This is a genomic window from Curvibacter sp. EU05-FHT14A10 (assembly GCF_058791075.1).
Map to the genome: position 1 here is coordinate 63,446 of NZ_JBYTDE010000004.1, position 21,813 is coordinate 85,258.

The 21,813-nt window shown below is 67.2% G+C and carries 24 protein-coding genes; 7 read left to right on the forward strand and 17 right to left on the reverse strand.

The features are described 5' to 3' along the window. The first annotated feature begins 2 nt into the window (after positions 1 to 2). Positions 3 to 923, forward strand: coding sequence for a ZIP family metal transporter (locus AC3WUT_RS08885; protein WP_492346727.1), 921 nt, complete (start codon positions 3 to 5; stop codon positions 921 to 923). A 2-nt stretch (positions 924 to 925) separates the two neighbouring features. Here the strand turns inward: AC3WUT_RS08885 and AC3WUT_RS08890 are convergent, their stop codons facing one another. The 3 genes from AC3WUT_RS08890 to AC3WUT_RS08900 all read right to left on the reverse strand — a co-directional run bounded on the left by AC3WUT_RS08890 (position 926) and on the right by AC3WUT_RS08900 (position 3,264). Further along, positions 926 to 1,939, reverse strand: a complete 1,014-nt coding sequence (locus tag AC3WUT_RS08890; protein WP_492346728.1) for a Bug family tripartite tricarboxylate transporter substrate binding protein — start codon at positions 1,937 to 1,939, stop codon at positions 926 to 928. A 75-nt stretch (positions 1,940 to 2,014) separates the two neighbouring features. Continuing rightward, positions 2,015 to 2,851, reverse strand: coding sequence for a class III extradiol dioxygenase family protein (locus AC3WUT_RS08895; RefSeq protein ID WP_492346729.1), 837 nt, complete (start codon positions 2,849 to 2,851; stop codon positions 2,015 to 2,017). Between the two features lie 44 nt (positions 2,852 to 2,895). Beyond that, complete coding sequence (locus AC3WUT_RS08900; RefSeq protein ID WP_492346730.1) at positions 2,896 to 3,264, reverse strand: protocatechuate 4,5-dioxygenase subunit alpha; 369 nt, start codon at positions 3,262 to 3,264, stop codon at positions 2,896 to 2,898. A gap of 86 nt (positions 3,265 to 3,350) precedes the next feature. On the opposite strand from AC3WUT_RS08900, the gene AC3WUT_RS08905 reads away from it, so the two are divergent. Next, complete coding sequence (locus AC3WUT_RS08905; protein ID WP_492346731.1) at positions 3,351 to 4,277, forward strand: LysR family transcriptional regulator; 927 nt, start codon at positions 3,351 to 3,353, stop codon at positions 4,275 to 4,277. On the opposite strand, the gene AC3WUT_RS08910 is transcribed toward AC3WUT_RS08905, so the two are convergent. Continuing rightward, positions 4,244 to 5,221, reverse strand: coding sequence for a helix-turn-helix domain-containing protein (locus AC3WUT_RS08910; protein ID WP_492346732.1), 978 nt, complete (start codon positions 5,219 to 5,221; stop codon positions 4,244 to 4,246). The genes AC3WUT_RS08905 and AC3WUT_RS08910 overlap by 34 nt on opposite strands. Positions 5,222 to 5,335: 114 nt before the next feature. On the opposite strand from AC3WUT_RS08910, the gene AC3WUT_RS08915 reads away from it, so the two are divergent. The 4 genes from AC3WUT_RS08915 to AC3WUT_RS08930 all read left to right on the forward strand — a co-directional run bounded on the left by AC3WUT_RS08915 (position 5,336) and on the right by AC3WUT_RS08930 (position 9,718). Beyond that, positions 5,336 to 6,514 (forward strand): cytochrome P450, encoded by a 1,179-nt coding sequence (locus AC3WUT_RS08915; protein WP_492346733.1) that lies wholly within the window; start codon positions 5,336 to 5,338, stop codon positions 6,512 to 6,514. Positions 6,515 to 6,529: 15 nt separating this feature from the next. Continuing rightward, a complete protein-coding gene (locus AC3WUT_RS08920) occupies positions 6,530 to 6,853 on the forward strand; it encodes a 2Fe-2S iron-sulfur cluster-binding protein (protein ID WP_492346734.1) in 324 nt (107 codons plus the stop codon). Then, positions 6,850 to 8,115, forward strand: coding sequence for an NAD(P)/FAD-dependent oxidoreductase (locus AC3WUT_RS08925; protein ID WP_492346735.1), 1,266 nt, complete (start codon positions 6,850 to 6,852; stop codon positions 8,113 to 8,115). The genes AC3WUT_RS08920 and AC3WUT_RS08925 overlap by 4 nt, the downstream gene beginning before the upstream one ends. Before the next feature lie 139 nt (positions 8,116 to 8,254). Continuing rightward, positions 8,255 to 9,718 (forward strand): flavin-containing monooxygenase, encoded by a 1,464-nt coding sequence (locus tag AC3WUT_RS08930; protein ID WP_492346736.1) that lies wholly within the window; start codon positions 8,255 to 8,257, stop codon positions 9,716 to 9,718. A gap of 49 nt (positions 9,719 to 9,767) precedes the next feature. On the opposite strand, the gene AC3WUT_RS08935 is transcribed toward AC3WUT_RS08930, so the two are convergent. The 11 genes from AC3WUT_RS08935 to AC3WUT_RS08985 form a co-directional block, all read right to left on the reverse strand. Then, positions 9,768 to 10,757, reverse strand: a complete 990-nt coding sequence (locus AC3WUT_RS08935) for a Bug family tripartite tricarboxylate transporter substrate binding protein (RefSeq protein WP_492346737.1) — start codon at positions 10,755 to 10,757, stop codon at positions 9,768 to 9,770. Then, positions 10,754 to 11,767, reverse strand: a complete 1,014-nt coding sequence (locus tag AC3WUT_RS08940) for an aldo/keto reductase (protein ID WP_492346738.1) — start codon at positions 11,765 to 11,767, stop codon at positions 10,754 to 10,756. Before AC3WUT_RS08940 ends, AC3WUT_RS08935 begins: the two co-directional genes overlap by 4 nt. Before the next feature lie 24 nt (positions 11,768 to 11,791). After that, positions 11,792 to 12,205 carry a putative toxin-antitoxin system toxin component, PIN family gene (locus AC3WUT_RS08945; protein ID WP_492346739.1) on the reverse strand — a complete coding sequence of 138 codons (414 nt, stop codon included), beginning with the start codon at positions 12,203 to 12,205 and terminating at the stop codon, positions 11,792 to 11,794. Further along, positions 12,202 to 12,474 (reverse strand): type II toxin-antitoxin system Phd/YefM family antitoxin, encoded by a 273-nt coding sequence (locus AC3WUT_RS08950; RefSeq protein ID WP_492346740.1) that lies wholly within the window; start codon positions 12,472 to 12,474, stop codon positions 12,202 to 12,204. Before AC3WUT_RS08950 ends, AC3WUT_RS08945 begins: the two co-directional genes overlap by 4 nt. A gap of 87 nt (positions 12,475 to 12,561) precedes the next feature. Beyond that, on the reverse strand, positions 12,562 to 13,524 hold the full coding sequence (locus AC3WUT_RS08955) for a Gfo/Idh/MocA family oxidoreductase (RefSeq protein WP_492346741.1): 963 nt from the start codon (positions 13,522 to 13,524) through the stop codon (positions 12,562 to 12,564). Continuing rightward, positions 13,521 to 14,393 (reverse strand): class III extradiol dioxygenase subunit beta, encoded by an 873-nt coding sequence (locus AC3WUT_RS08960; RefSeq protein WP_492346742.1) that lies wholly within the window; start codon positions 14,391 to 14,393, stop codon positions 13,521 to 13,523. The genes AC3WUT_RS08955 and AC3WUT_RS08960 overlap by 4 nt, the downstream gene beginning before the upstream one ends. Before the next feature lies 1 nt (position 14,394). Next, entirely contained in the window at positions 14,395 to 14,832 is a 438-nt protein-coding gene (ligA, locus tag AC3WUT_RS08965; RefSeq protein WP_492346743.1) for a protocatechuate 4,5-dioxygenase subunit alpha, read from the reverse strand. 1 nt (position 14,833) lies between these two features. Further along, on the reverse strand, positions 14,834 to 15,766 hold the full coding sequence (locus AC3WUT_RS08970) for an amidohydrolase family protein (protein WP_492346744.1): 933 nt from the start codon (positions 15,764 to 15,766) through the stop codon (positions 14,834 to 14,836). 75 nt (positions 15,767 to 15,841) lie between these two features. Continuing rightward, a complete protein-coding gene (ligK, locus tag AC3WUT_RS08975; RefSeq protein WP_492346745.1) occupies positions 15,842 to 16,525 on the reverse strand; it encodes a 4-carboxy-4-hydroxy-2-oxoadipate aldolase/oxaloacetate decarboxylase in 684 nt (227 codons plus the stop codon). Between the two features lie 26 nt (positions 16,526 to 16,551). Next, on the reverse strand, positions 16,552 to 17,580 hold the full coding sequence (locus tag AC3WUT_RS08980; protein ID WP_492346746.1) for an amidohydrolase family protein: 1,029 nt from the start codon (positions 17,578 to 17,580) through the stop codon (positions 16,552 to 16,554). A 44-nt stretch (positions 17,581 to 17,624) separates the two neighbouring features. Further along, a complete protein-coding gene (locus AC3WUT_RS08985) occupies positions 17,625 to 18,995 on the reverse strand; it encodes an MFS transporter (RefSeq protein ID WP_492346747.1) in 1,371 nt (456 codons plus the stop codon). Positions 18,996 to 19,203: 208 nt separating this feature from the next. On the opposite strand from AC3WUT_RS08985, the gene AC3WUT_RS08990 reads away from it, so the two are divergent. Further along, a complete protein-coding gene (locus AC3WUT_RS08990) occupies positions 19,204 to 20,214 on the forward strand; it encodes a LysR family transcriptional regulator (RefSeq protein WP_492346748.1) in 1,011 nt (336 codons plus the stop codon). 22 nt (positions 20,215 to 20,236) lie between these two features. On the opposite strand, the gene AC3WUT_RS08995 is transcribed toward AC3WUT_RS08990, so the two are convergent. Both AC3WUT_RS08995 and AC3WUT_RS09000 read right to left on the reverse strand, forming a co-directional pair. Further along, positions 20,237 to 21,400: an acyl-CoA dehydrogenase family protein gene (locus AC3WUT_RS08995; RefSeq protein WP_492346749.1), complete on the reverse strand. Its 1,164-nt coding sequence runs from the start codon at positions 21,398 to 21,400 to the stop codon at positions 20,237 to 20,239. Beyond that, positions 21,397 to 21,810: a cupin domain-containing protein gene (locus tag AC3WUT_RS09000; protein ID WP_492346750.1), complete on the reverse strand. Its 414-nt coding sequence runs from the start codon at positions 21,808 to 21,810 to the stop codon at positions 21,397 to 21,399. Before AC3WUT_RS09000 ends, AC3WUT_RS08995 begins: the two co-directional genes overlap by 4 nt. Between the last annotated feature and the right edge of the window lie 3 nt (positions 21,811 to 21,813).

A 21,813-nucleotide genomic window follows, 5' to 3' on the forward strand; every position in this document is an offset into this window, starting at 1 on the left:
TTATGACTTTGCTCCAAATCATTCTTGCCACCCTGACTGCCGGCATCGGCAGTGTCTGGGTGGCCGCTTTCCTGATGCGTGCCGGCGTGGACTCGGGGCGTGGCGGCATCAATGCCCAGCACCTGCTGAGCCTGGCGGCCGGTGCCCTGCTGGCCACCGCCTTCATGCACCTGTTGCCCGAGGCCTTTGAGGGCCAGGCCAGCCCGCACGCCTTGTTTGCCACCCTGCTGATCGGGGTGGTGTTCTTTTTCCTGCTCGACAAGGCCGAACTGTGGCACCACGGGCATGAACATGGGCATGACCACGGGCCGGCTGCGACGGACCCGGCGCAGGCTGACGCGCATGGGGGGGTGCTCCCGCAGGGGCACGCCCACGAAGGGCATGCCCACGCGCACGCCGCCTCCCATGCCCACTCTCACGCCCATGCGAACGCCCATGTGAACGCCCATGCACACGACGCCCGCCCCAGCCTGTCCGGCGGCTGGTCGCTGATCACGGGCGACAGCGTGCACTGCTTCGGTGACGGCATCCTGATCGCCTCGGCCTTCGTGGCCGATCCGCGCCTGGGCGTGGTGTCGGCGCTGGCCGTGCTGGCCCACGAGGTGCCACACCACATGGGCGACCTGGTAGTGCTGCGGCGCGCCAGCCGCAACCGGCGTCTGGCGCTGATGAAGGTGTCGCTGGCGGGCGCCGTGACGGCCCTGGGCGGGCTGGTGGGCTTTTTCCTGGTCGAGCAGTTGGAAGACCTGCTGCCTTACTTTCTGACCGTGGCCTCCAGCAGCTTCATCTATGTGGCCCTGGCCGACCTGATCCCGCAACTGCAAAAGCGCCTCACGGCCCGCCAGACCCTGGCCCAGGTGTTCTGGCTTGGGCTCGGCATCGTCTTGGTCACCTGGGCCAGCGGCCTGGCCCATGGGCACTAGCCTCAATCCGGCTTGATGTTCCCGGCGCGGACGGCCTTGTCGTAGCGGGCACGTTCGTTGTGCAGCAGGGTGGCAAAGGCGTCGGCGCTGCCGGGTTCGACCTCGCCGCCGGCGGCGCTCAGTTTGTCGCGCACATCTTTCTGGGCCAGGACCTTTTGCAGGGCCGCATTCAGTTGGGCCAGCACGGGCTTGGGGGTGGCGGCGGGGGCCAGCAGGCCATACCAGACCGAGGCTTCAAAACCGGCAAAGCCCGATTCGGCCAGGGTCGGGGCCTCAGGGAACAGGCTGCTGCGTTTGGCGCTCATCACCGCCAGCACCTTGAGTCTGCCGGCGCGCACCTGGGCCACGGCTTCGAGCGCGTTGACCGCCACCAGGGGTAACTGGCCGCCCACCACATCGGTGATGGCCGGGCCGCCGCCGCGATAGGGCACATGGGCCAATTGCACGCCGGCAGCGCGCTCGAACAGTTCCACCGCCAGATGCGGGGTCGAGCCATTGCCCGGGGTGGCGTAGTTCACGCTGCCCGGCTTGTCCTTGGCGGCTTTCAGCAATTGGGCCAGGGTGTCGAAGCCGGCACCGGGGTTGACGGCCAGCACCACCGGTACGCGGCCAATCAGGCCCACCGGGGCCAGGTCGCGCTCGGCGTCAAAGGGGGCCGGTTGGTACAGCGCCATGTTGGCGGCCAGCGCATTGGCGGCCACCAGCAGGGTGTAGCCATCAGCCGGGCTGTCGATCACCGACTTGATGGCGATGTTGCTGCCCGCGCCGGGCTTGTTGTCGACGATCACCGGCTGGCCCAGCAGCGTGGCCATGGCCTGGCCCACGGTGCGGCCCACGATGTCCACCGCCCCCCCGGCGGGGTAACCGACCACCAAGTGCACGGGTTTGGCCGGGTAGCTGCCTTGGGCCTGGGCGGCCTGCCCGCATGAAAACGCCGCCAGGGCCCCTGCGGTCTGCAGGAGGGCCTGGCGGCGGTTGGGGGTCGCAGTGCCCGGGCGGGCTTGGCGTTCGGTCATGTTCGAGTCTCCAACGAGGGTTGTCGCCGCGATTCTAGGCAGAACGCCCGCACTCGGCGGGCAGGCCGGCGAGCTTTACGCGGCGGCAAAGGCCATGGTGCCGGCCGCGGTGTTGGAGATCGGGATGTGGTAGTTGGTGTGCACCTTGCGCACCTGGCCCGGCACGGCGGCCCGGGTGGCCAGCCACATCAGCAACTCCACGCCCTGGGTGCCGGTCTTCTCGACCAGTTCGGGGATGCTGAACTGGGTGGCCCACTCGGGGTCATTGAACAGGCTGTCCATGAACTTCAGGTCGAAGGGCTTGTTGATGAAGCCGGCACGCTCGCCATCGAGCTGGTGGCTCAGGCCACCGGTGCCGATCACCACCACCTTCTTGTCGCTGTCCCAGTTGGCGATGGCCTGGCCCACGGCCTTGCCCAGGGCCAGGCAGCGCTTGGCGCTGGGCAGGGGAAACTGCACGGTGTTGATGCAGATCGGCACGGTCAGCACCGGGCACTCGCCTTCGGGCCAGAACAGCTTCAGCGGCAAGGTGAAGGCGTGGTCCACCAGCATTTCCTGGCAGGTGGTGATGTCGAACTCCTGTTCCACCAGGTGGTTGATGATGTGCCACGACAGGTCGGTGGCGCCTTTGAACGGCGGCAGGGTGGGGATGCCCCAGCCTTCATCGGCATTGTTGTACTGAGGCGCGGCCCCCACGGCGAAGGTGGGCATCTTGTCCAGGAAGAAGTTCAGGCCGTGGTCGTTGTAGAACACCACGGCGATGTCGGGCTTGACGTCGTCCAGCCACTGGCGCACCGGCAGAAAGCCATCGAAAAAGGGCTTCCAGTAAGGCTCGTTCTGAATGCCCTTGGCCATGGCGCCACCGATGGCGGGCACGTGGGAAGTGGTCATGCCACCAACAATCTTTGCCATTTTGTTTCTCCGTTGTCGTTGTGATCGTGCTTGTGGGGGATGGCTCAGGCGGCCAGGGTGTCGGGTTGCTGGTTGTGGGCCACCAGCATGGCCTTGAAGGCGTCCTTGCTCATGCCGGTCTGGGCCGCGCCCAGGTCTTGCACGTCCAGGCCCAGGATGCCGGCAAACTTGGCCAGGTAGTACACGTTGCCGCCGGCAGCCAGCAGGCCCAGCACGTCGCGTTCACGGATGGCTCGCGACTGTTCTTCGTTCAGGCCGTAGGCGGCCATGTAGGCAGCTTCGTTGGCCTTGAAGGCGTTGCGCTGGTCGGCGCTGTTGAACGAGAAGCACATCTTGTTCAAGGCGTAGCCTTTCTGGGCCTGGTCGCCGTCAAACAAGGTGGTGCCCGGAATCTGGGGCTTGGTGGCGGTCATCGGGGTCTCCTGCGGTTGATCTGTGTCAGGGCTGGAGTATTCCGAGGCCATTGCCAAAGATAAACAGATGGATACTCATACATCTCATGAACAAAATCGATTGGTTGAGCCTGGATGCCCGTCTGCTGCAGCTGCTGGTGACGGTGCAGGAGGCCGGCAGCGTGACCGGTGCGGCGCAGCGCCTGGGCCTGACCCAGTCGGCGGTCAGCCACGGCCTGGACCGGCTGCGCGCCATCGTGGGCGACCCCCTGTTCGTCAAGTCGGGGCGGGGCATCGTGGCCACGGCGCAGGCGGGCCTGCTGGCCCAGCGGGCCCGGCACCTGCTGGATGAACTCGAGGCCTTCAGCGTGGCGGCCGGCTTCGAGCCGGCCCGGCTCAACACCTGTTTCACCATCGCCGCCAATGACTTGCAGCGCGATCTGCTGCTGCCGCCTCTGCTGCGAAGCCTGCGCGAGCAGGCCCCGGGTGTCACCTTGCGGGTGATCAAGTCGGGCGCGCCCGGCCCAGCCTTGCTGCGCGACGAGGTGTGCCAGTTGATCATCACGCCACGCCCCCCCCAGGGCTCTGACATCCTGCAAAAGCGCCTGTTCGAAGACCGCTACGGCGTGTTCTACGACCCCAGCCAGCGGGCCGCGCCCAGCAGCCGCGAGGCCTACCTGGCAGCCAACCATGTGACCGTGCTGTACGAACCCCGCCGTGCCCTGGACATCGACCAATGGATGCTGGGCCAGGGCCTGGAGCGTCGCTTCGTGGCCAGCGTGCCCGGCATGGCCGCGCTGGGCTCGATGTTGCGCGGCAGCGACTGGCTGGCCACGGCCCCTTCACTGCTGGCGCGCCACAGCCTGCTGGGCCTGGCCATGGCCCCGGTGCCCCTGGCCACCCCGCCCATGCCCATGTACCAGGTGTGGCACCTGCGCCATCACAGCGACCCGGTGCACCAGTGGCTGCGCGCCGCCCTGGAGCGGGTGGCCCGCGAGGTTCAGCCGCCCGACACGGGAGCGGTCAGGCCCTGAGCCTGCTGGCGATAAGCGCGGGGCGACTGCCCGGTGTGGCGCTTGAAGAAGCGGCAGAAGTAGGCCGGGTCTTCAAAGCCCAGATCGAAGGCGATGCGCTGCACCGGGGCGGCGATGTGCACCAGCCGGCGGCAGGCCTCGCGGGCCAGGCGGGCGTGCAGCAGTTCTTGCGCGTTGCGCCCGGTTTCGGCCGCCACCATGCGGTTCAGCCGCTCGGTGGACAGGCCCAGTTGCTCGGCATAGCGCGACACCGGCCAGTGTTCGCGGTAGTGCGACTCCAGCAGCACCACCCAGCGCGTGTACAGGGCCTGCCGGCGTGAGGGCCGGTTCTCGCCTGGCCCGCCCTGGGGGCTGCCCACCTCGGGCTGGTCGGGCTGGCCGCGCTGGCCCAGTTGCGCCAGGCGCCAGACCACGGCCCGCGCCAGCCACAGCGGCACCGGGGCATCCGCGGCATCGTCAGCGCTGTTTTCGGCCTGCAGGGCCTCGAACAGGGGCTGCAGGCGAGACACATCGGGCGAGCCGGCCTCCAGCGGCAGGGCGCGGGGCCGGGCGAACAATTGCTGCAGGGCCTGCCCCATGCCGGCGGCCTCGCCCTCGGCCAGCAGGTGGGCGTTGACGGTCAGCACATGGCCGTCGCTGTCGGACGAGAAACGGAAGGCGTGCGCCACACCGGGCGGGATCAGCACCGCCGTGGGGCCCACGCAGCGGCTGCGGCTTTCGTCCAAGACGACCTCGGCCCAGCCCGAGCGAAGCCACAGCACCTGGTGCAAACCCTGATGCACATGGGCATCGATCTCCCAGTCGTAAAGGCGGCTGCGGGATTCGATGGATTCGATGTGCAGCAAGGCTGCGCCAGGGCTGCCGGCTTCACCATACAGCGCAAAGGCCGGCAGCGTGTTGAAGCGGCGGCGCACGGGCGCGGGTGAGCGAGGCGAGTGGGGCATGTCAGTCAGGGCGCGTCAAAAGTGCAAGTATTGGCCGGCTTCCGTCCACTGTGCTTTGCCCCAGGTCAAAACAGAATCCAGTCCAGCCCCACAGCGGGTGCCCCAGGAGACAACATGAGCTTCAGTTTCGACCCCTACTCACCGGCCATCGATGCCGACCCTTTCCCGTACTACAAGATCCTGCGCGATGAGCAGCCTTGCTTCTGGAGCCCCGAGGCCCAGATGTGGGTGCTGTCGCGCTATGCCGACATCGTGACGGCGGGCCAGGACTGGCAGACCTATTCCTCGGCCAGCGGCAACCTGATGACCGAGCTGCCCGGTCGCGCCGGCGCCACGCTCGGCAGCTCCGACCCACCACGCCATGACCGCCTGCGCGGCCTGATCCAGCACGCCTTCATGAAGCGCAACCTGATGGCGCTGGACGAGCCCATCCGTGCCGTGGCGCGCCAGGTGTTCGGCCAGCTGCGCGGGGTGGAACGCTTTGATTTCAAGGAGGTGTCGTCGCAGTTCACGGTCAAGGTGCTGATGGCGGCGCTGGGCCTGCCCATGGGCGACGAGGCCATCGTCGACGAGCAGACCGTGCGCGACAACGCCGTGCTGATGGTGCAAAGCGATGCCCGCACCCGCACCAAGGGCCCCGAGCACATCGCGGCCTACAACTGGATGCAGGAATACGCCTCCAAGGTGATTGCCATGCGCCGCGCCGAGCCGCGTGACGACCTGATCAGCCACTTTGCCATGGCCGAGATCGATGGCGACCGCCTGGACGAACGCGAGGTGCTGCTGACCACCACGACCTTGATCATGGCCGGTGTCGAGTCGCTGGGCGGCTTCATGATGATGTTTGCCTACAACCTGGCCACCTTCGACGAGGCCCGCCGCGCCGTGGTGGCCAACCCGGCCCTGCTGCCCGATGCCATCGAGGAGTCGCTGCGCTTCAACACCTCGGCCCAGCGCTTCCGCCGCCGTCTGATGAAGGACGTGACCCTGCACGGCCAGACCATGAAGACCGGCGACTTTGTCTGCCTGGCCTATGGTTCGGGCAACCGCGACGAGCGCCAGTACCCCAACCCGGATGCCTACGACATCACGCGCAAGCCGCGGGGTCACCTGGGCTTTGGCGGTGGGGTGCACGCTTGCCTGGGCACGGCGATCGCGCGCCTGGCGGTCAAAACCGCCTTTGAAGAGTTCCACCAGGTGGTGCCCGAGTACCGCCGCATGCAGGACCAACTGGCCTGGATGCCTTCGTCCACTTTCCGCAGCCCCCTGGTGCTGGACCTGAGCACCCGCTGAACCTGGAGCCCACCCATGACCACACTCACCTACATCGAAGCCTCGGGCAGCCGCACCGACGTCGACGTGCCTGACGGTTGGAGCCTGATGCAGGCCGCCATTGCCAACGGCATTGACGGCATTTTGGGCGAATGCGGCGGCTCCTGCGCCTGCGCCACCTGCCACTGCTATGTGGATGACCTGCTGATGGCCGCCTTGCCCGCACCCAGCGCCGGCGAACTCGACATGCTGGACAACGTGGCCGCCGAGCGGCGCCCCAACAGCCGCCTGGCCTGCCAGATCAAGGCCAGCCCGGCCCTGGCGGGCGGTACCCTGACCCTGCCCGAGGTCCAGGAGTGAGCGCCGGGCCCGAGGCGGGCGCACCGGACGCCGGGGCGCACATCGTCATCGTCGGCGCCGGCCAGGCCGGGCTGATGGCGGCCGAGGCCCTGCGCAGCGGCGGCTTCAGCGCCGCCATCACCCTGCTCGGCGACGAGCCCCATGCGCCTTACCACCGCCCGCCGCTGTCCAAGGCCTGGCTGGCCGGCGAGGTGGAAGCGGCTCAGTTGCTGATGCGCGCGCCCGAGATGCTGGCCCGCAAGCAGATCACCCTGCGCACCGGCAGCCCGGTGCAGGCCATCGACCGGGCGACGCAACGCGTGCGGCTGGCCGACGGCAGCGCGCTGCACTACAGCGGCCTGCTGCTGGCCACGGGTGCCACACCGCGCCGATTGCCGCTGGCGGGCGCCGAGGCCGCGAATGTGCTGACCCTGCGCAGCCGAGACGACGCCGTGGCCATCGCTGCCGGCCTGGCCCGGTGCCAGGCCGAGGGCTTGCCCCTGGTCGTGATTGGCGGCGGCTTCATCGGCCTGGAGGTGGCGGCCACCGCGCGCAAGAAGGGCGTGGCCGTGACCGTGCTGGAGGCGGCACCGCGCCTGCTGGGCCGGGTGCTGAGCCCTCAGCTGTCCGAGTGGTACGCCGCACTGCACCGCCGCCATGGCGTGGCGCTGGCGCTGGGCGCAGCCATCGAGCGCCTGGTGGTGCAAGACGGCCAGGCCCGGGCCGTGCAATTGGCCGATGGCCGCGAACTGCCGTGTGGTCTGGTGGTGCTGGGGGTGGGCGTGCAGCCCAACGATGCCCTGGCCCGAGAGGCGGGCCTGGCGGTGGACCGTGGCATCGTGGTGGACGCCTGCGGGCGCACGTCGGACCCGCTCATCGTGGCGGCCGGCGATTGCGCGGCGCGCCGCCTGCCCGACGGTCGGCTGCTGCGCCTGGAGTCGGTGCAAAACGCCTCCGAGCAAGGCAAATCGGCCGCGGCGGCGCTGCTGGGCCAGGAGCGACCCTTCACGGCCACCCCCTGGTTCTGGTCCGACCAGTACGACCGCAAGCTGCAGATGGCCGGCCTGTCCGAAGGGGCTGACCAGGCGGTGCTGCGTGGGAGCCTGGAGGACGGCCCGTTCTCGGTCTTCCAGTACCGCGCCGGGCGTCTGGTGGCGGTCGATTCGGTGAACGCCGCCAAGGACCACCTCACGGCGCGCAAGCTGCTGGAGGCCGGCGTATCGCCGACGCCCGAGCAGGCGGCGGATCTGGGCTTCAACCTGGCGGGGCTGCTGGCGGGCTGATGGCGTTCTGACCCTGCAGGCCCCCGGGAGGGGGCCTGCAGGCGCGTCCAGCCACTCGGGACTTCTGTCGCGTGGGTGCGTGCGGGTTTTGGTCTGGGCCCTAGGATGACCCTGGTCAGCCAACCAGGAGGCCTCGGACATGACGCAAGACTTCGACGTTCTCATCATCGGCGCCGGCATCTCCGGCCTCGGCGCGGCCTGCCATCTGCGCCAGCGCCTCCCCGATCGTTCCTTCTGCCTACTTGAGTCCATGCCAGGCTTTGGCGGCACCTGGTGGACCCACCGTTACCCGGGTGCGCGCTCGGACAGCGACCTGTTCACCTATGGCTACGGCTTCAAACCCTGGAAAGGGCGCGCCATCGCGACCGCCGAGGAGATCCGCGCCTACCTGGACGAGGTGATCGCAGAAAACGAGCTGGCCCCGCGGATCCGTTATGGCCATCAGGTGCGGTCGGCCAGCTGGTCCTCCGAGCGCAGGCGCTGGACGCTCACCGTGACCCGCGAGGGGTCTGACGAAAGCCAGACCTTCACCACCGCCTTTCTCTGGATCTGTGCGGGCTATTACGACCATGATCAGGGCTACACCCCGGAATGGCCGACGCTCAAGGACTTCCAGGGGCAGGTGGTGCACCCCCAGCATTGGCCAGCAGATTTGTCCTGCGCAGACCAGCGCGTGGTGGTCATCGGGTCGGGGGCCACGGCGGCCACCCTGATCCCCAGCCTGGCGGGTGAGGCGGCGCACGTCACGATGCTGCAGCGCTCCCCCACGTTCTTTGCGGCCGAGCCCTGGGAGCATCCGCTGGCGGCTCAGCTGCGCCCGCTCAATCTGCCCGATGCCTGGTTTCACGAGATCATGCGCCGGGCCTTCGTGGCCCGATCGGACGAGGTCATCCGACTGTCTTTTGAGCAGCCCGAGGCCTTGCGGGCCCTGCTGATCGACGAGGTCCGACCCCAACTGCCCGAGGGCTACGACCTGGATCGGCACTTCAACCCGCGCTACCGCCCCTGGCAGCAACGCATCGCCAAAGTACCGGATGGGGATCTGTTCCAGGCCATCCGCTCGGGGCGGGCCTCGGTGGTCACCGACACCATTGAATGCTTCGATGCGCAAGGCATTCAGCTGGCCAGCGGTCAGCATCTGGAGGCCGACATCATCGTCACCGCGACGGGCTTCAAGCTCAAGCTGTTCGGCGGCATCCGCTTCGAGGTCGACGGGGTGCCAGTGGCCTGGCCCGAGCGCATCACCTACCGGGGCCTGATGGTGGAGGGGGTGCCCAACATGGCTTACACGCAAGGCTATTTCCGCTCCAGCTGGACCTTGCGCTCCGATCTGGTGTGCGACTGGGTGTGCCGCCTGCTCACCCACCTGCGCGAACAGGGCTGCACCATGGTGCAAGCCACCGTGCCTGCTGCGGATGCTGACATGTCCCGCCGGCCCTGGAGCGAGGCCGACAACTTCAATGCCGGCTATGTGATGCGCACACAGTCCCAACTCTTCGGCCAGGGGGATCGCCATCCGTGGCGGCACGGCCTGGAGTACGCTGAGGAGCGCGTCACCCTGCCCGCCGCATCGCTGCAGGATGAGGCGCTGGTCTACCGGTGATGCCGTGCAGGGGCCTGCGGATCCCATTACTGGGGCCCTTGGCGCGCCCTCACTCTGGCGTGATGCCTGCCTTGCGCACCACCTCGCCCCAGTGCGTGATCTCTTGCGCCAGCAACTGGGCCAGCTCGGCCGGCGAGCCGGCCTGAGGGGTGACGCCCAGCTTGCGCAGGCCATCCTGCACCGCGGTTTGGGCCAGGGCCTCTTTGGCGGCCCAGGCCACGCGGGCGATCACGCTCTCGGGGGTGCCGGCGGGGGCGGCCAGCGCGTTCCAGCTGTCCACCTCGTAGTTCGTCAGCCCCAGTTCCTTGACTGTGGGCACCTGGGGCAGGCTGGCAAAGCGTTTCGGCCCGGTCACGGCCAGCAGGCGCAGCGCCTGGCCGCTCAGCTGGGGCAGCAGGGGGCTGAGGATCTCGAAGCCCACATCAACCTCGCCGGCGCGCAGCGCATTCATCAGCGCGGGCGAGCCTTTGTAAGGCACCACGGTGGCCTCGATGCCGGCGCGCCACTTGAACAGCTCGGCGGCCAGGTGCTGGGTGCTGCCGGGGGCGATGCTGCCCAGGGTCAGGCGCCCGGGCTGGGCTTTGGCGTAGCTCAGCACATCGCCCAGGGTCTTGAAGCGCGAGTGGGCCGGCACCGCCAGCCCCAGGTCAAAAAAGCCCAGCGTGCTGATGGGTGCCAACTGGCGCGTCACGTCGTAAGGCAGCTTCTTGAACAGGTGCACGCTGACGGCGCTGGCATTGCTCATCAGCAGCAGGGTGTGGCCGTCGGGCTGTGCATTCACCACCAGGCTGGTGGCCACCACGCCGCCCGCGCCCGGGCGGTTGTCGATCACCAGCGGCTGCTTGAGCAGCGCGCCCATGGCCTGGCCCACGATGCGTGCAGTGAGGTCGGCCACGCCGCCGGCGGCAAAGGGCACCAGCAGCGTGATGGGGCGCTGCGGAAAGGCCGCGCCCTCGGCCCGGGCGCCGGTGGCGCCCAGCAGGGCCAGGGCCGGCAGGGCGGCCAGGTGTTGCAGGCCCTGGCGTCGGGTGGTCTTCATGCCGAAAACTCTTCGGTGTCGATCTCGACCTGGTTGCCCGCGTTGTAGCGTGGGCCTTTCACCGTGTGGCGGTTGATCAGCTCGTCCAGCCGGGCCATCTGGGCCGGGCCCAGGGTGACCTGCAGGGCGCCCAGGTCTTCTTCGAGGTGATCGATGCGGGTGGTGCCCGGGATGGGGATGATGTGCTCGCCGCGCTGCAGCAGCCAGGCCAGGGCCAGTTGTGCCAGGGTGCAGCCGGCGGCCTGCGCCACCTCGGCCACGCCGTCGAGCAGGGCCAGGTTGGCGGCGTAGTTGTCGGGGGCAAAGCGCGGCATGGCGCGGCGGATGTCCTTGGCGTCAAAGGCGGTCACGTCGCGAACCTGGCCGGTCAGGTAGCCGCGCGCCACGGGGCTGAAGGCGACAAAGGCGGCGCCGATATCGCGGCAGGCCTGCAGCACGGCGATCTCGGGGTTGCGTGTCCACAGCGAATACTCGGTCTGCACGGCGCTGATCGGGTGCACCGCATGCGCCTTGCGCAGCGTGGTGGCCGAGACTTCGCTCAGGCCGATGGCGCGCACCTTGCCGGCGCGCACCAGGTCGGCCAGCGCGCCCACCGAGTCTTCGATGGGCACCTGCTTGTCCCAGCGGTGCAGGTAGTACAGGTCGATCACCTCGGTGTTCAGGCGCTTCAGGCTGGCTTCGCAACTGGCGCGCAGGGTCTCGGGGCGGCCGTCGATGACACGCTTCATGCCGTCGGGGAACTGCACGCCCTGCATGCCGCACTTGCTGGCCAGGATGAACCGGCTGCGGTGCTTGGCCAGCACCTGGCCGACCAGGGTTTCATTGGCGCCAAAGCCGTACAGGGCGGCGGTGTCGAACAGGGTCACGCCCAGATCGAGTGCGCGCAGCAGCAGGCGCTCGGCGTCTGCGAAGGCGGGCGGCTGGCCGTAGGCGTGGCTGAGGTTCATGCAGCCCAGGCCGATGGGGCTGACCTGGAAGGGGCCGATGGAGCGGGTGCTTGTGAGGGTCATGGTGGTGATACCGGAAGGAAGAATTCAAAAGCCATGCCGGGCCCAGAACTGGGCTGGCGTGACGATGGGATAGCGGTCGGCCAGCGCCAACAGGTCTTTGTCGCCGGTGATCAGGTACTGGGCTTCGGCAGCCAGCAGGGTGCCCAGCACAGGCAGGTCACAGGTGTCGCGCAAGGCGGGTTCCTGGAGGTTCGCCGGTTCGACGATCTGGGCCTGCAGCGCCAAGGTATCGGCCAGGTCACGGGCCTCGTACGGTGCGAAACCAGCGGTAGGCATGCGTGGCAGGACACGGGCCACCTCGTCAAAGATGAATCTGGAAAGTAAGACCTCAACCGATCCCAAATGCCAAGCCTGCAGGATGCGCCCCGGCACGCTGTGCGGATAGGCCACACCCGACACCAGCACATGGGTGTCGATCACGACGCGCAAGCGGTTCACGATGCCCGACGCGCTTGCGCCACCACGGCATCGATCTCGGCCATGCCGTCTTCTTCGCTCAAATGGGCAAAGTTGTCGGCCAGTCGCTGGCTCAAGGCCTCAAACCGGTCCTGCATCTGCCGTATGCGCTTGAACAGTTCGGCATCGATCAGGGCCGCGACTGGTTTGCCGTCTTTGTTGATGATGATGCTGTCGTGGCGGTACTGAACCTGGTTGAGCATCTCGCCCAGGTTTTGACGGAAGTTGACGGCGCTGACTTCGGTGATCATGAAGGGCTCCTGACCATGCTGATCGATATGGTCATTATGGGTGGGGCAGGGGTGCCAGTCCAGTTCGTTGGCACCCCTTGACCGACCTCAGCCCGCGTTCAGTTGCTGCTCCAGATCGTGCAGCACCTGGTAGCAGGGCAGCACCTGGGCCACGCTCGAGTTGGGCTCACGGCCTTCTTTGATGGCGGCGAAGAACTCGCGGTCTTGCAGTTCGATGCCGTTCATGGACACGTCCACCTGCGACACATCGATCTTTTCTTCCTTGCCATTGACCAGGTCGTCGTAACGGGCAATGTAGGTGCTGGTGTCACCGATGTAGCGGAAGAAGGTGCCCAACGGGCCGTCGTTGTTGAACGACAGGCTCAGGGTGCAGATGGCGCCGTTGGCGGCCTTGAGCTGGATCGACATGTCCATGGCGATGCCCAGGGTCGGGTGGATCGGGCCCTGCACGGCGTTGGCCTTCACGATGGGGCTGCCGCACTGGTAGGCGAACAGGTCCACGGTGTGGGCAGCGTGGTGCCACAGCAGGTGGTCGGTCCAGCTGCGCGCCTGGCCCAAGGCGTTCATGTTGGTGCGGCGGAAGAAGTAGGTCTGCACATCCATCTGCTGGATGTTGAATTCGCCGGCCTGGATCTTCTTGTGCACGTACTGGTGGCTGGGGTTGAAGCGACGGGTGTGGCCGCACATGGCCACCAGGCCACTGCTCTTGGCCAGCTCCACCACCTCTTGCGCGTCCTTCCAGCTGTCGGCCAGCGGGATCTCGACCTGCACATGCTTGCCGGCCTTCAGGCAGGCCAGGCTTTGCGAGGCGTGCATCTGTGTGGGGGTGCACAGGATCACGGCGTCGACTTCGGGCAGGGCCAGGCTGTCGGCCAGGTCGGTGGTGACGTGGCCGATGCCGTACTTGGCCGCCACTTCACGGGTTTTTTCGAGGTCGCGGCTGATCAGCGACACCACTTCGACGCCATCGATGTTCTTGATGCCGTCCAGGTGCTTGATGCCAAAGGCACCGGCACCGGCCAGGGCGACTTTGATGGTTTTGTTGCTCATGCTTGGTTCTCCAGAATCAGGTGGCCGACGGCCGTGTTGGATGCAGGGACGTGGTAGAAGCGGTGCGTCACCTTGGGCGCCGGGCCCTGACCGTTGACGTCGTCCATGGCGCCGCGGGCGATCAGCCACATCACCAGCTCGATGCCTTCCGAGCCGGCTTCGCGCACGTAGTCGACATGGGGCTTGTGCGACAGGGCTTCGGGGTCGGCGATCAGCTGATCCAGGAAGGCGTTGTCCCATTCCTTGTTGATCAGGCCGGCGCGCGGGCCTTGCAGCTGGTGGCTCATGCCGCCGGTGCCCCAGATGTGCACATTGAGGTTTTCATCGAAGCTGTCGACCGCCTTGCGGATGGCCTTGCCCAGGTTGTAGCAGCGCCGGCCCGAGGGCACGGGGTACTGCACCACGTTGACGGCGAAGGGGATGACGGGGCAGGGCCAGGCGTCCTTCTGCGGGTCCAGCTCACCGCACATCAGCGACAGCGGCACCGTCAGGCCGTGGTCCACGTCCATCTTGTTGACGATGGTGAGGTCGAAGTCGTCCTGGATCACGCTTTGCGCGATGTGGCTGGCCAGGTCGGGGTGTCCGATCACCTTGGGCACGGGGCGTGGGCCCCAGCCCTCGTCGGCGGGCTGGAACTCGGCCGCGGTGCCGATGGCAAAGGTGGGGATCATCTCCAGGCTGAAGGCCGTGGCGTGGTCGTTGTAGACCAGAAACACCACGTCAGGCTGGTTGTCCTTCATCCATTGCTTGGAGAACTCATAGCCCTTGAACAGCGGTTGCCAGTAGGCCTCTTCGGTCTTGCCGAGATCGATGGCGGCGCCGATGGCCGGCACGTGTGAGGTGAATACGGAAGCGGTGATCTTGGCCATGTCAGGCTTTCTTGTGGGCGCTGCCCTGGGGTTGTCGATGCGCCTGGGCGTCGCCGTCTTCGCCGATGAAGCGGTTGCCCTCGACGGAGCGGCCGCCGCTGATCATCATGTTGCGGTATTCCTCTTCGGTCATGCCGGTCATCGAGCCCGCCATCTGCTGGAAGCTCTTGCCATCGGTGGCGCCGATCTTGGCCAGGAAGTAGATGTTGCCGCCTGCGGCCATGCAGCGGTTCAGGTCACGCGTGAGCACGCCCTGCTTCTGCTCTTCGGTCATGGCCCATTCGTCGAGGTAGGCGCGTTCATCGGCCTTGAAGCGTTCGCGGTTCTCGGCCTTCATCAGGCTCATGCAGAACTGGTTGAGCCAGTAGCCCTTGCGCGATTGCTCGGCGTCGAAGATGGTCGTGCCGGGCACGTCCAGGTAGGGTTTGTTGAGGGCCATGTCAGACTTCCTCGGGCCAGTAAAGGCGCATGGGGTTTTCGACCAGCAGTTTTTGCTGCAACTCGGCCGTGGGCGCGATGTGCGGGATGAAGTCGACCAGCAGGCCGTCGTCGGGCATGTGGTCCTTCAGGTTGGGGTGGGGCCAGTCGGTGCCCCACAGCACGCGGTCCGGGAACTCTTGCACCACGGCGCGGGCGAAGGGGATCACGTCGGTGTAGGCGTTCTGTTCACCGTTCAGGGCCTTGGGGCCGGTCACGCTCAGGCGCTCGGGGCAGCTGACCTTGCTCCACACGTTCTGGTGTTCGCGCATGAACTTCAGGAACAGCTGGAACTCGGGGCCGTCGATGGGCTTGCTCACGTCGGGGCGACCCATGTGGTCGACCACCACGGTGGTGGGCAGGGCGGTGAAGAAGTCCCACAGCTCGGGCAGGTCCACCGCCTCGAAGTAGATCACCACATGCCAGCCCAGCTTGCCGATGCGGCCAGCGATTTCCAGCAGCTCGTCCTTGGGCGTGAAATCGACCAGCCGCTTGACGAAGTTGAAGCGCACGCCGCGCACGCCGGCGGCGTGCAGGGCCTGCAGCTCTTCATCGGTGACCGAGCGCTTGACGGTGGCCACGCCGCGGGCCTTGCCGCCGCTGGACAGGCAGGCATCGACCATGGCGCGGTTGTCGGCGCCGTGGCAGGTGGCCTGCACCACCACGTTGCGGGCAAAGCCCAGGTGGTCGCGCAGCGCGTACAGCTGTTGCTTGCTGGCGTCGCAGGGGGTGTATTTGCGCTCGGGGGCGTAGGGGAACTCGGCCCCCGGGCCGAACACGTGGCAGTGCGCGTCAACCGCGCCGGCCGGCAGCTGGAAGCGCGGCTTGGCCGGGCCTTCATACCAGTCCAGCCAGCCGGGGGTCTTGGTGAAATCACCTGTGGTGGGTTTGCTCATGTCAATCTCTGTGGGGGTGGGTAGGCCAAAGAGGCGGCCAGCAGCAGGCCGCCTGCGGGGGCATCAGTCGATGTATCAGTCGATGTACTTGAGGCCGGCGGCCGCCAGCGGCTCGCGCATCTTGTACATGTCCAGGCCCAGCACGCCCGAAGCCAGCTTGGCGCGCTTCTCGCCTTCAAACGATTCACGCTTGATGGCGGCGGCCAGGGTTTCGGCCGCCCGGGCCGCGGGCACGCACACCACGCCGTCGTCGTCGGCCACGATCACGTCGCCCGGGGTGACCAGCATGCCGGCACACACGATGGGAATGTTCACCGAGCCCAGGGTGGCCTTGATGGTGCCCTTGCTGCTGATGGCCTTGCTCCAGACCGGGAAGTTCATCTCCTGCAGCGTGGCCACATCGCGCACGCCAGCGTCGATGATCAGCGCACGGGCGCCGCGGGCCTGGAAGCTGGTGGCCAGCAGGTCGCCAAAGTAGCCGTCGGTGCATTCGGCGGTGACGGTGGCCACCACGATGTCGCCCGGCTGGATCTGTTCAGCGGCCACGTGCATCATCCAGTTGTCGCCGGGCTGCAACAGCACGGTGACCGCGGTGCCAGACACTTTCTGGCCGGCGTAGATGGGGCGCATGTAGGGCTTGAGCAGGCCGACGCGGCCCATGGCCTCGTGCACGGTGGCCGAGCCCAGGGCGGCCAGGCCGTCGGCGGCCGCGCGGTCGGCGCGGGTGATGTTGCGGTAGACGACTCCGAGTTCGTACATGGTGTTGGCTCCTGATCGGTGTGGGGTTACAGGCCCTTGGCCTTGAGTGCCTTGTCCAGGCGCGGGAACACGCGGCGGGCGTTGCCTTCGTAGACCTTGTAGCGGTCTTCGTCGCTCAGGTTGGGCGTGGCGGCCACGTAGCGCTTGGTGTCGTCGTAGTAGTGGCCGGTTTCGGGGTCGATGCCGCGCACGGCGCCAATCATCTCGCTGGCGAACAGGATGTTGTCCACCGGGATCACCTTGGTCAGCAGGTCGATGCCCGGCTGGTGGTACACGCAGGTGTCAAAGAAGATGTTGTTGAGCAGGTGGTCCTTCAGCAGGGGCTTCTTCAGCTCTTGCGCCAGGCCACGGAAACGGCCCCAGTGGTAGGGCACCGCGCCGCCGCCGTGCGGGATCAGGAACTTCAGCGTGGGGAAGTCCTTGAACAGGTCGCTGGTCAGGCACTGCATGAAGGCCGTGGTGTCGGCGTTCAGGTAGTGGGCGCCGGTGGTGTGGAAGCAGCTGTTGCAGCTGGTGCTCACGTGGATCATCGCCGGGATGTCGTACTCGACCATCTTTTCGTAGATGGGGTACCAATGGCGATCGCTCAGGGGCGGGCTGGTCCAGTGGCCGCCCGAGGGATCGGGGTTCAGGTTGATGCCCACGTTGCCGTACTGCTCCACGCACTTGACCAGTTCGGGGATGCAGGTGGCCGGGTCCACGCCGGGTGATTGCGGCAGCATGGCGGCCGGGATGAAGTGCTCCGGAAACAGCTCGCTGACGCGGAAGCACAGCTCGTTGCAGATGGCGGCCCAGGTGGACGAGGTTTCGAAGTCGCCGATGTGGTGCGCCATGAAGCTGGCGCGCGGGCTGAAGATGGTCAGGTCGCTGCCGCGCTCTTTCATCAGCTTGAGCTGGTTGGTCTCGATGGACTCGCGCAGCTCGTCGTCGCTGATCTTCAGCTCAGAGGCCTTGGGGGCCTTGCTGGGGTCTTTCAGGGCGGCGATCTGCAGGTCGCGCCAGGCGCCCAGGGCAGCCGGGGCGGTGGTGTAGTGGCCGTGAACGTCGATGATCATCGGGGATTCTCCAGAGGGTCGAAAACAAAAAGGGTTCGCAAGGCTCAGTGCGCCGCCACCGGCACGAGGCGGGCGCTGCTGTCATCGCCCCCCTTGGGGCGCTTGAATTCTTTCAGCATCAGGGCGGCGGTGGCAATGATGCCGGGGATGGCCACCACGGCAAAGATGTCACCAAAGCTCAAATGTCGGGCCGACAGCTCAGCCACCAGGAAAGAGCCGGCAATGCCGCCAAAGCGGCCGATGCCCAGCATCCAGGCCACGCCGGTGGCACGGCCACGCGTCGGGTAATAAGCCGCGGCCAGGGCCGGCATTGACGATTGCGCCGTGTTCATGATGGTGCCGGCGACAAACACCACCACCACCAGCCAGCCCACCTGGCCAGCAGCCTGGCCGATGGCCCAGATCGACACCGCAGTGAGGGCGTAACCGGCGGCAATGATGCGGTTGGCGTTGAAACGGTCCATCAGCCAGCCAAAGAACACGGCACCCACGCCGCCCAGCGGAAACAGGGCCGCGATCAGCGTACCGGTCTTGGGGTCGATGCCGGCATCCTTGAACAACACAGGCATCCAGTTGATCAGCGCATAGAAGATCACCAGGCCCATGAAATAGGCCAGCCAAAGCATGAGCGAGCCCACGCGGTAGGGCGCCGACAGCACCACGCCGATGCCGCTCTTGGCATCGGAGTGGGCGGCCGTCTCAGTCAGCACAAAGCGCTTGGCACCCTGCACGGCGGGGCCGGCAATGCGGGCCAGCACCGCGCGGATGCGCTCCACCGGCTGGCCATTGGCCACCATGTAGCGCACCGATTCAGGCAGCAAGACCACCAGCAGCAGCACCAGCAGCAAAGGCACGCCGCCGCCCAGGATCAGCACACTGCGCCAGCCGAAGTTCGGGATCATCCAGGCGGCCAGAAAGCCGCCGAAGGCCGCGCCCAGTGGAAAGCCGCAGAACATGGCGTTGGTCAGGGTGGCGCGCCGGCTGTCCGGGCAGTATTCGCTCATCAGGGTCACGGCATTGGGCATGGCGGCACCCAGGCCCAGGCCGGTCACAAAGCGCAGCACGCTCAGCGTGGTGAGGTCGGGGGCAAAGCCCGAGGCCAGGCAGGCCACGGCAAAGATCAGCACCGATCCCACCAGCACCGTCTTGCGGCCCAGGCGATCAGCCAGCGGCCCGGCCAGCAGGGCGCCGGCGGCCAGGCCGAACAGGGCGGCACTCAACACCGGGGCCAGTGCGGGTTTGCTGACGCCCCATTCCTTGATCAGCGAGGGGGCGATGTAGCCGATGGCGGCGGTGTCAAAACCGTCCAGCAGCACAATGAAAAAGCACAGCGCAAAAATCACCCACTGAAAGGGCGAAAACGGGTGCTCGTTGAGCAGGGTCTGGACATTGACGTCCGTGTTATTGGGCTTCATGGCTTGTCTCTGGTTGATCCATCGGGGTGATTCCCTCCCTCGCCAAATCAGGCTGGCGCTGTCTCCGGATGGACAAGGGCCGCCCGGGCGCGCAATTCGTGTTGGCGCTGATTCTCGACAGCGCCGGCCGGCCTTGCCAGCCGCCCCCCACACTAGCTGGTATACCGAATTGATATAGTTCGATCAAAGGTATTCAAAATCACGTGTCATGGACCTCAAACAGCTCGAATACTTCGTTCGCGTGGCCGAACTGGGCAGCTTCACCCGCGCCTCGATCGCCCTCAACATTGCCCAGCCTGCGCTCAGCCGCCAGGTTCGCATGCTCGAGGTGGAGTTGCGCCAGAACCTGCTCGACCGCAACGGGCGCGGTGTCAAGCTGACCGAAAGCGGCAAGCTGCTGCTGGAACATGGCCGCGGCATCCTGCATCAGGTGGAGGTGGCGCGTGAGGAAATGGGCAGCGCCCGCGGCGCCCTGGCCGGCCGGGTGTCGGTGGGCCTGCCGCCCAGCCTGTCGCGCCTGATCACCGTGCCGCTGGCGCGCGCCTTCATGCAGCACCTGCCGCAGGCGCGGCTCACGCTCACCGAGGGCTTTTCGGTGCAGATGTACGAGGGCCTGCGCGTGGGCAACCTCGACATGGCCGTGCTGTACAACCCGGTGCGCTCGCCCGACCTGGAGATGAGCACCCTGCACGAAGAGCAACTGGTGCTGATCGCCGCCCGCGACCACCCCCTGCGCCAGGACACGCCGCTGCCGGCCACGCTGAGCCTGCGCGAAGTGGCGGCCCTGCCGTTGATCCTGCCCAGCCGGCCCAATGTGTTCCGCATCCTGATCGATGCCGAAATGGCCCGTTTCGGCCTCAAGCCCCAGGTCACCCTGGAGGTGGACGGCCTGAACGCCATCCTCAACCTGGTGCGAGAAGGCCTGGGCCACGCCGTGCTGCCGGCCTACACCCTGAGCAGTTTCAGCAACGCCACCCCGTTTGTGCTGCACGGCATCCACTCGCCGCGCATCATGAGCGAGCTGAACTTGGTGTGGTCCTCACGCCGCCCCTCCACCGAAACCCACAAGCGCGCCCTGGCCCTGATCCGCGAGGTGGTGCAGCAGGCGGTGGCGGGCCATGCCGGCGCCGACGGGCGCGAGGCGCCGCCGCAAGCCGCACCGGCCGAGCAGCCGCCCGTGGCCGAGCCGACCGGGCAGCGCCCGTCGCGCCGACGCTGAACAGGTCTGAGGGGCTGCCCCCTCAATACGACTTCGGCAGCCCCAGCACCTTCTCGGCAATGAAGCACAGGATCAGTTGCGGGCTGACCGGGGCCAGGCGCGGGATCCAGGCTTCACGCAGGTAGCGCTCCACGTGGTATTCCTTGGCGTAGCCCATGCCGCCGTGGGTGAGGATGGCGTTTTCGCAGGCGTGGTAGCAGGCTTCGGCGGCCAGGTACTTGGCGCTGTTGGCCTCGGCACCGCAGGGTTGGTGCTGGTCGTACAGCCAGGCGGCCTTGTGCACCATCAGGTGGGCGGCCTCCAGTTCCATCCAGGATTTGGCCAGCGGGTGCTGGATGCCCTGGTTCATGCCGATGGGGCGGTCGAACACCACGCGTTCCTTGGCGTACAGCGCGCCGCGTGCCAGGGCGGCGCGGCCCAGGCCCACGGCTTCGGCGGCGATCAGGATGCGTTCGGGGTTCAGGCCGTGCAGGATGTAGCTGAAGCCCTGGCCTTCTTCGCCGACGCGGTCTGCCACCGGGATGCGCAAGCCATCGATGAAGACCTGGTTCGAGTCGACGGCCTTGCGGCCCATCTTCTCGATCTCGCGCACCTCGATCTGGCGGCGGTCCAGGTCGGTGTAGAACAGGCTCAGGCCTTCGGTGCCGCGGCACTCTTCGACCGGGGTGGTGCGGGCCAGCAGCAGGATCTTGTTGGCCACTTGGGCGGTCGAGATCCACACCTTCTGGCCGGTCACCACATAGTGGTCGCCCTGGCGCACGGCGCGGGTCTTGAGCTTGAGGGTGTTCAGCCCGGTGTTGGGCTCGGTCACGCCGAAGCAGGCCTTGTCGCGGCCGGCGATCAGGGGCGGTAGCCAGCGCTGCTTCTGCTCGTCGCTGCCAAACACCACCACCGGGTGCAGGCCGAAGATGTTCATGTGCACCGCCGAGGCACCCGACAGGCCGGCGCCGGTGGCCGCGATGGTGTGCATCATCAGCGCGGCCTCGCTGATGCCCAGCCCCGCGCCGCCATAGGCCTCGGGCATGGCGATGCCCAGCCAGCCCGCGTCGGCCAGGGCCCGGTGAAAGTCGTCTGGAAAGCCGCCTTCGCGGTCGTGACGCAGCCAGTAGTCGGCATCAAAGGGGGCGCAGACGCGCTCGACCGCGTCACGGATCTGCTGCTGTTGCTCGGTCCAGCCGAAATTCATGCCGCACCTCCGACCGGGCCGGCCCGGCGCACGCGCTCGGGGTTCTCGCCGTAGGGCGGGCTGTAGATCACCAGCAGCTTCACCGGGGTGGCGCTGGTGACCTGGAACACATGCATCTCGTCGGCCGGAAAAAAGCAGGCATCGCCCGGCCCGAGCTCAAAAGACTGGCCGGCCACCTCGGCGTGGGCCGTGCCTTCCAGCAGGTAGCAGGCCTGCTCCATGCCGGGGTGCGCGTGGGGCAGGGCGCCACCGCCTGGGGCCAGGGTGCCCAGCACCACCTCCAGGTGGCGCGCGCCCACGTTGTCGGGGCCGATCAGGCGCTGGTTCTGGGTGTGGGCGTGGTTGGCTGGCTGGTAGCTGGGCACGCTGCCGGCGCGAACGCAGTAGTCGTATCGGGGGGCTTCAGACATGGC

Coding starts and splice junctions, on each gene's coding strand:
- AC3WUT_RS08940 (WP_492346738.1), bottom strand. CDS start 11,767: ATGACCCTCACAAGCACCCGCTCCATCGGCCCCTTCCAGGTCAGCCCC.
- AC3WUT_RS08920 (WP_492346734.1), top strand. CDS start 6,530: ATGACCACACTCACCTACATCGAAGCCTCGGGCAGCCGCACCGACGTC.
- AC3WUT_RS08885 (WP_492346727.1), top strand. CDS start 3: ATGACTTTGCTCCAAATCATTCTTGCCACCCTGACTGCCGGCATCGGC.
- AC3WUT_RS08980 (WP_492346746.1), bottom strand. CDS start 17,580: ATGATCATCGACGTTCACGGCCACTACACCACCGCCCCGGCTGCCCTG.
- AC3WUT_RS08895 (WP_492346729.1), bottom strand. CDS start 2,851: ATGGCAAAGATTGTTGGTGGCATGACCACTTCCCACGTGCCCGCCATC.
- ligA (WP_492346743.1), bottom strand. CDS start 14,832: ATGGCCCTCAACAAACCCTACCTGGACGTGCCCGGCACGACCATCTTC.
- AC3WUT_RS08955 (WP_492346741.1), bottom strand. CDS start 13,524: ATGAGCAACAAAACCATCAAAGTCGCCCTGGCCGGTGCCGGTGCCTTT.
- AC3WUT_RS08905 (WP_492346731.1), top strand. CDS start 3,351: ATGAACAAAATCGATTGGTTGAGCCTGGATGCCCGTCTGCTGCAGCTG.
- ligK (WP_492346745.1), bottom strand. CDS start 16,525: ATGTACGAACTCGGAGTCGTCTACCGCAACATCACCCGCGCCGACCGC.
- AC3WUT_RS08890 (WP_492346728.1), bottom strand. CDS start 1,939: ATGACCGAACGCCAAGCCCGCCCGGGCACTGCGACCCCCAACCGCCGC.
- AC3WUT_RS08950 (WP_492346740.1), bottom strand. CDS start 12,474: ATGATCACCGAAGTCAGCGCCGTCAACTTCCGTCAAAACCTGGGCGAG.
- AC3WUT_RS08915 (WP_492346733.1), top strand. CDS start 5,336: ATGAGCTTCAGTTTCGACCCCTACTCACCGGCCATCGATGCCGACCCT.
- AC3WUT_RS08910 (WP_492346732.1), bottom strand. CDS start 5,221: ATGCCCCACTCGCCTCGCTCACCCGCGCCCGTGCGCCGCCGCTTCAAC.
- AC3WUT_RS08990 (WP_492346748.1), top strand. CDS start 19,204: ATGGACCTCAAACAGCTCGAATACTTCGTTCGCGTGGCCGAACTGGGC.
- AC3WUT_RS08970 (WP_492346744.1), bottom strand. CDS start 15,766: ATGAGCAAACCCACCACAGGTGATTTCACCAAGACCCCCGGCTGGCTG.
- AC3WUT_RS08930 (WP_492346736.1), top strand. CDS start 8,255: ATGACGCAAGACTTCGACGTTCTCATCATCGGCGCCGGCATCTCCGGC.
- AC3WUT_RS08935 (WP_492346737.1), bottom strand. CDS start 10,757: ATGAAGACCACCCGACGCCAGGGCCTGCAACACCTGGCCGCCCTGCCG.
- AC3WUT_RS08995 (WP_492346749.1), bottom strand. CDS start 21,400: ATGAATTTCGGCTGGACCGAGCAACAGCAGCAGATCCGTGACGCGGTC.
- AC3WUT_RS08900 (WP_492346730.1), bottom strand. CDS start 3,264: ATGACCGCCACCAAGCCCCAGATTCCGGGCACCACCTTGTTTGACGGC.
- AC3WUT_RS08985 (WP_492346747.1), bottom strand. CDS start 18,995: ATGAAGCCCAATAACACGGACGTCAATGTCCAGACCCTGCTCAACGAG.
- AC3WUT_RS08960 (WP_492346742.1), bottom strand. CDS start 14,393: ATGGCCAAGATCACCGCTTCCGTATTCACCTCACACGTGCCGGCCATC.
- AC3WUT_RS09000 (WP_492346750.1), bottom strand. CDS start 21,810: ATGTCTGAAGCCCCCCGATACGACTACTGCGTTCGCGCCGGCAGCGTG.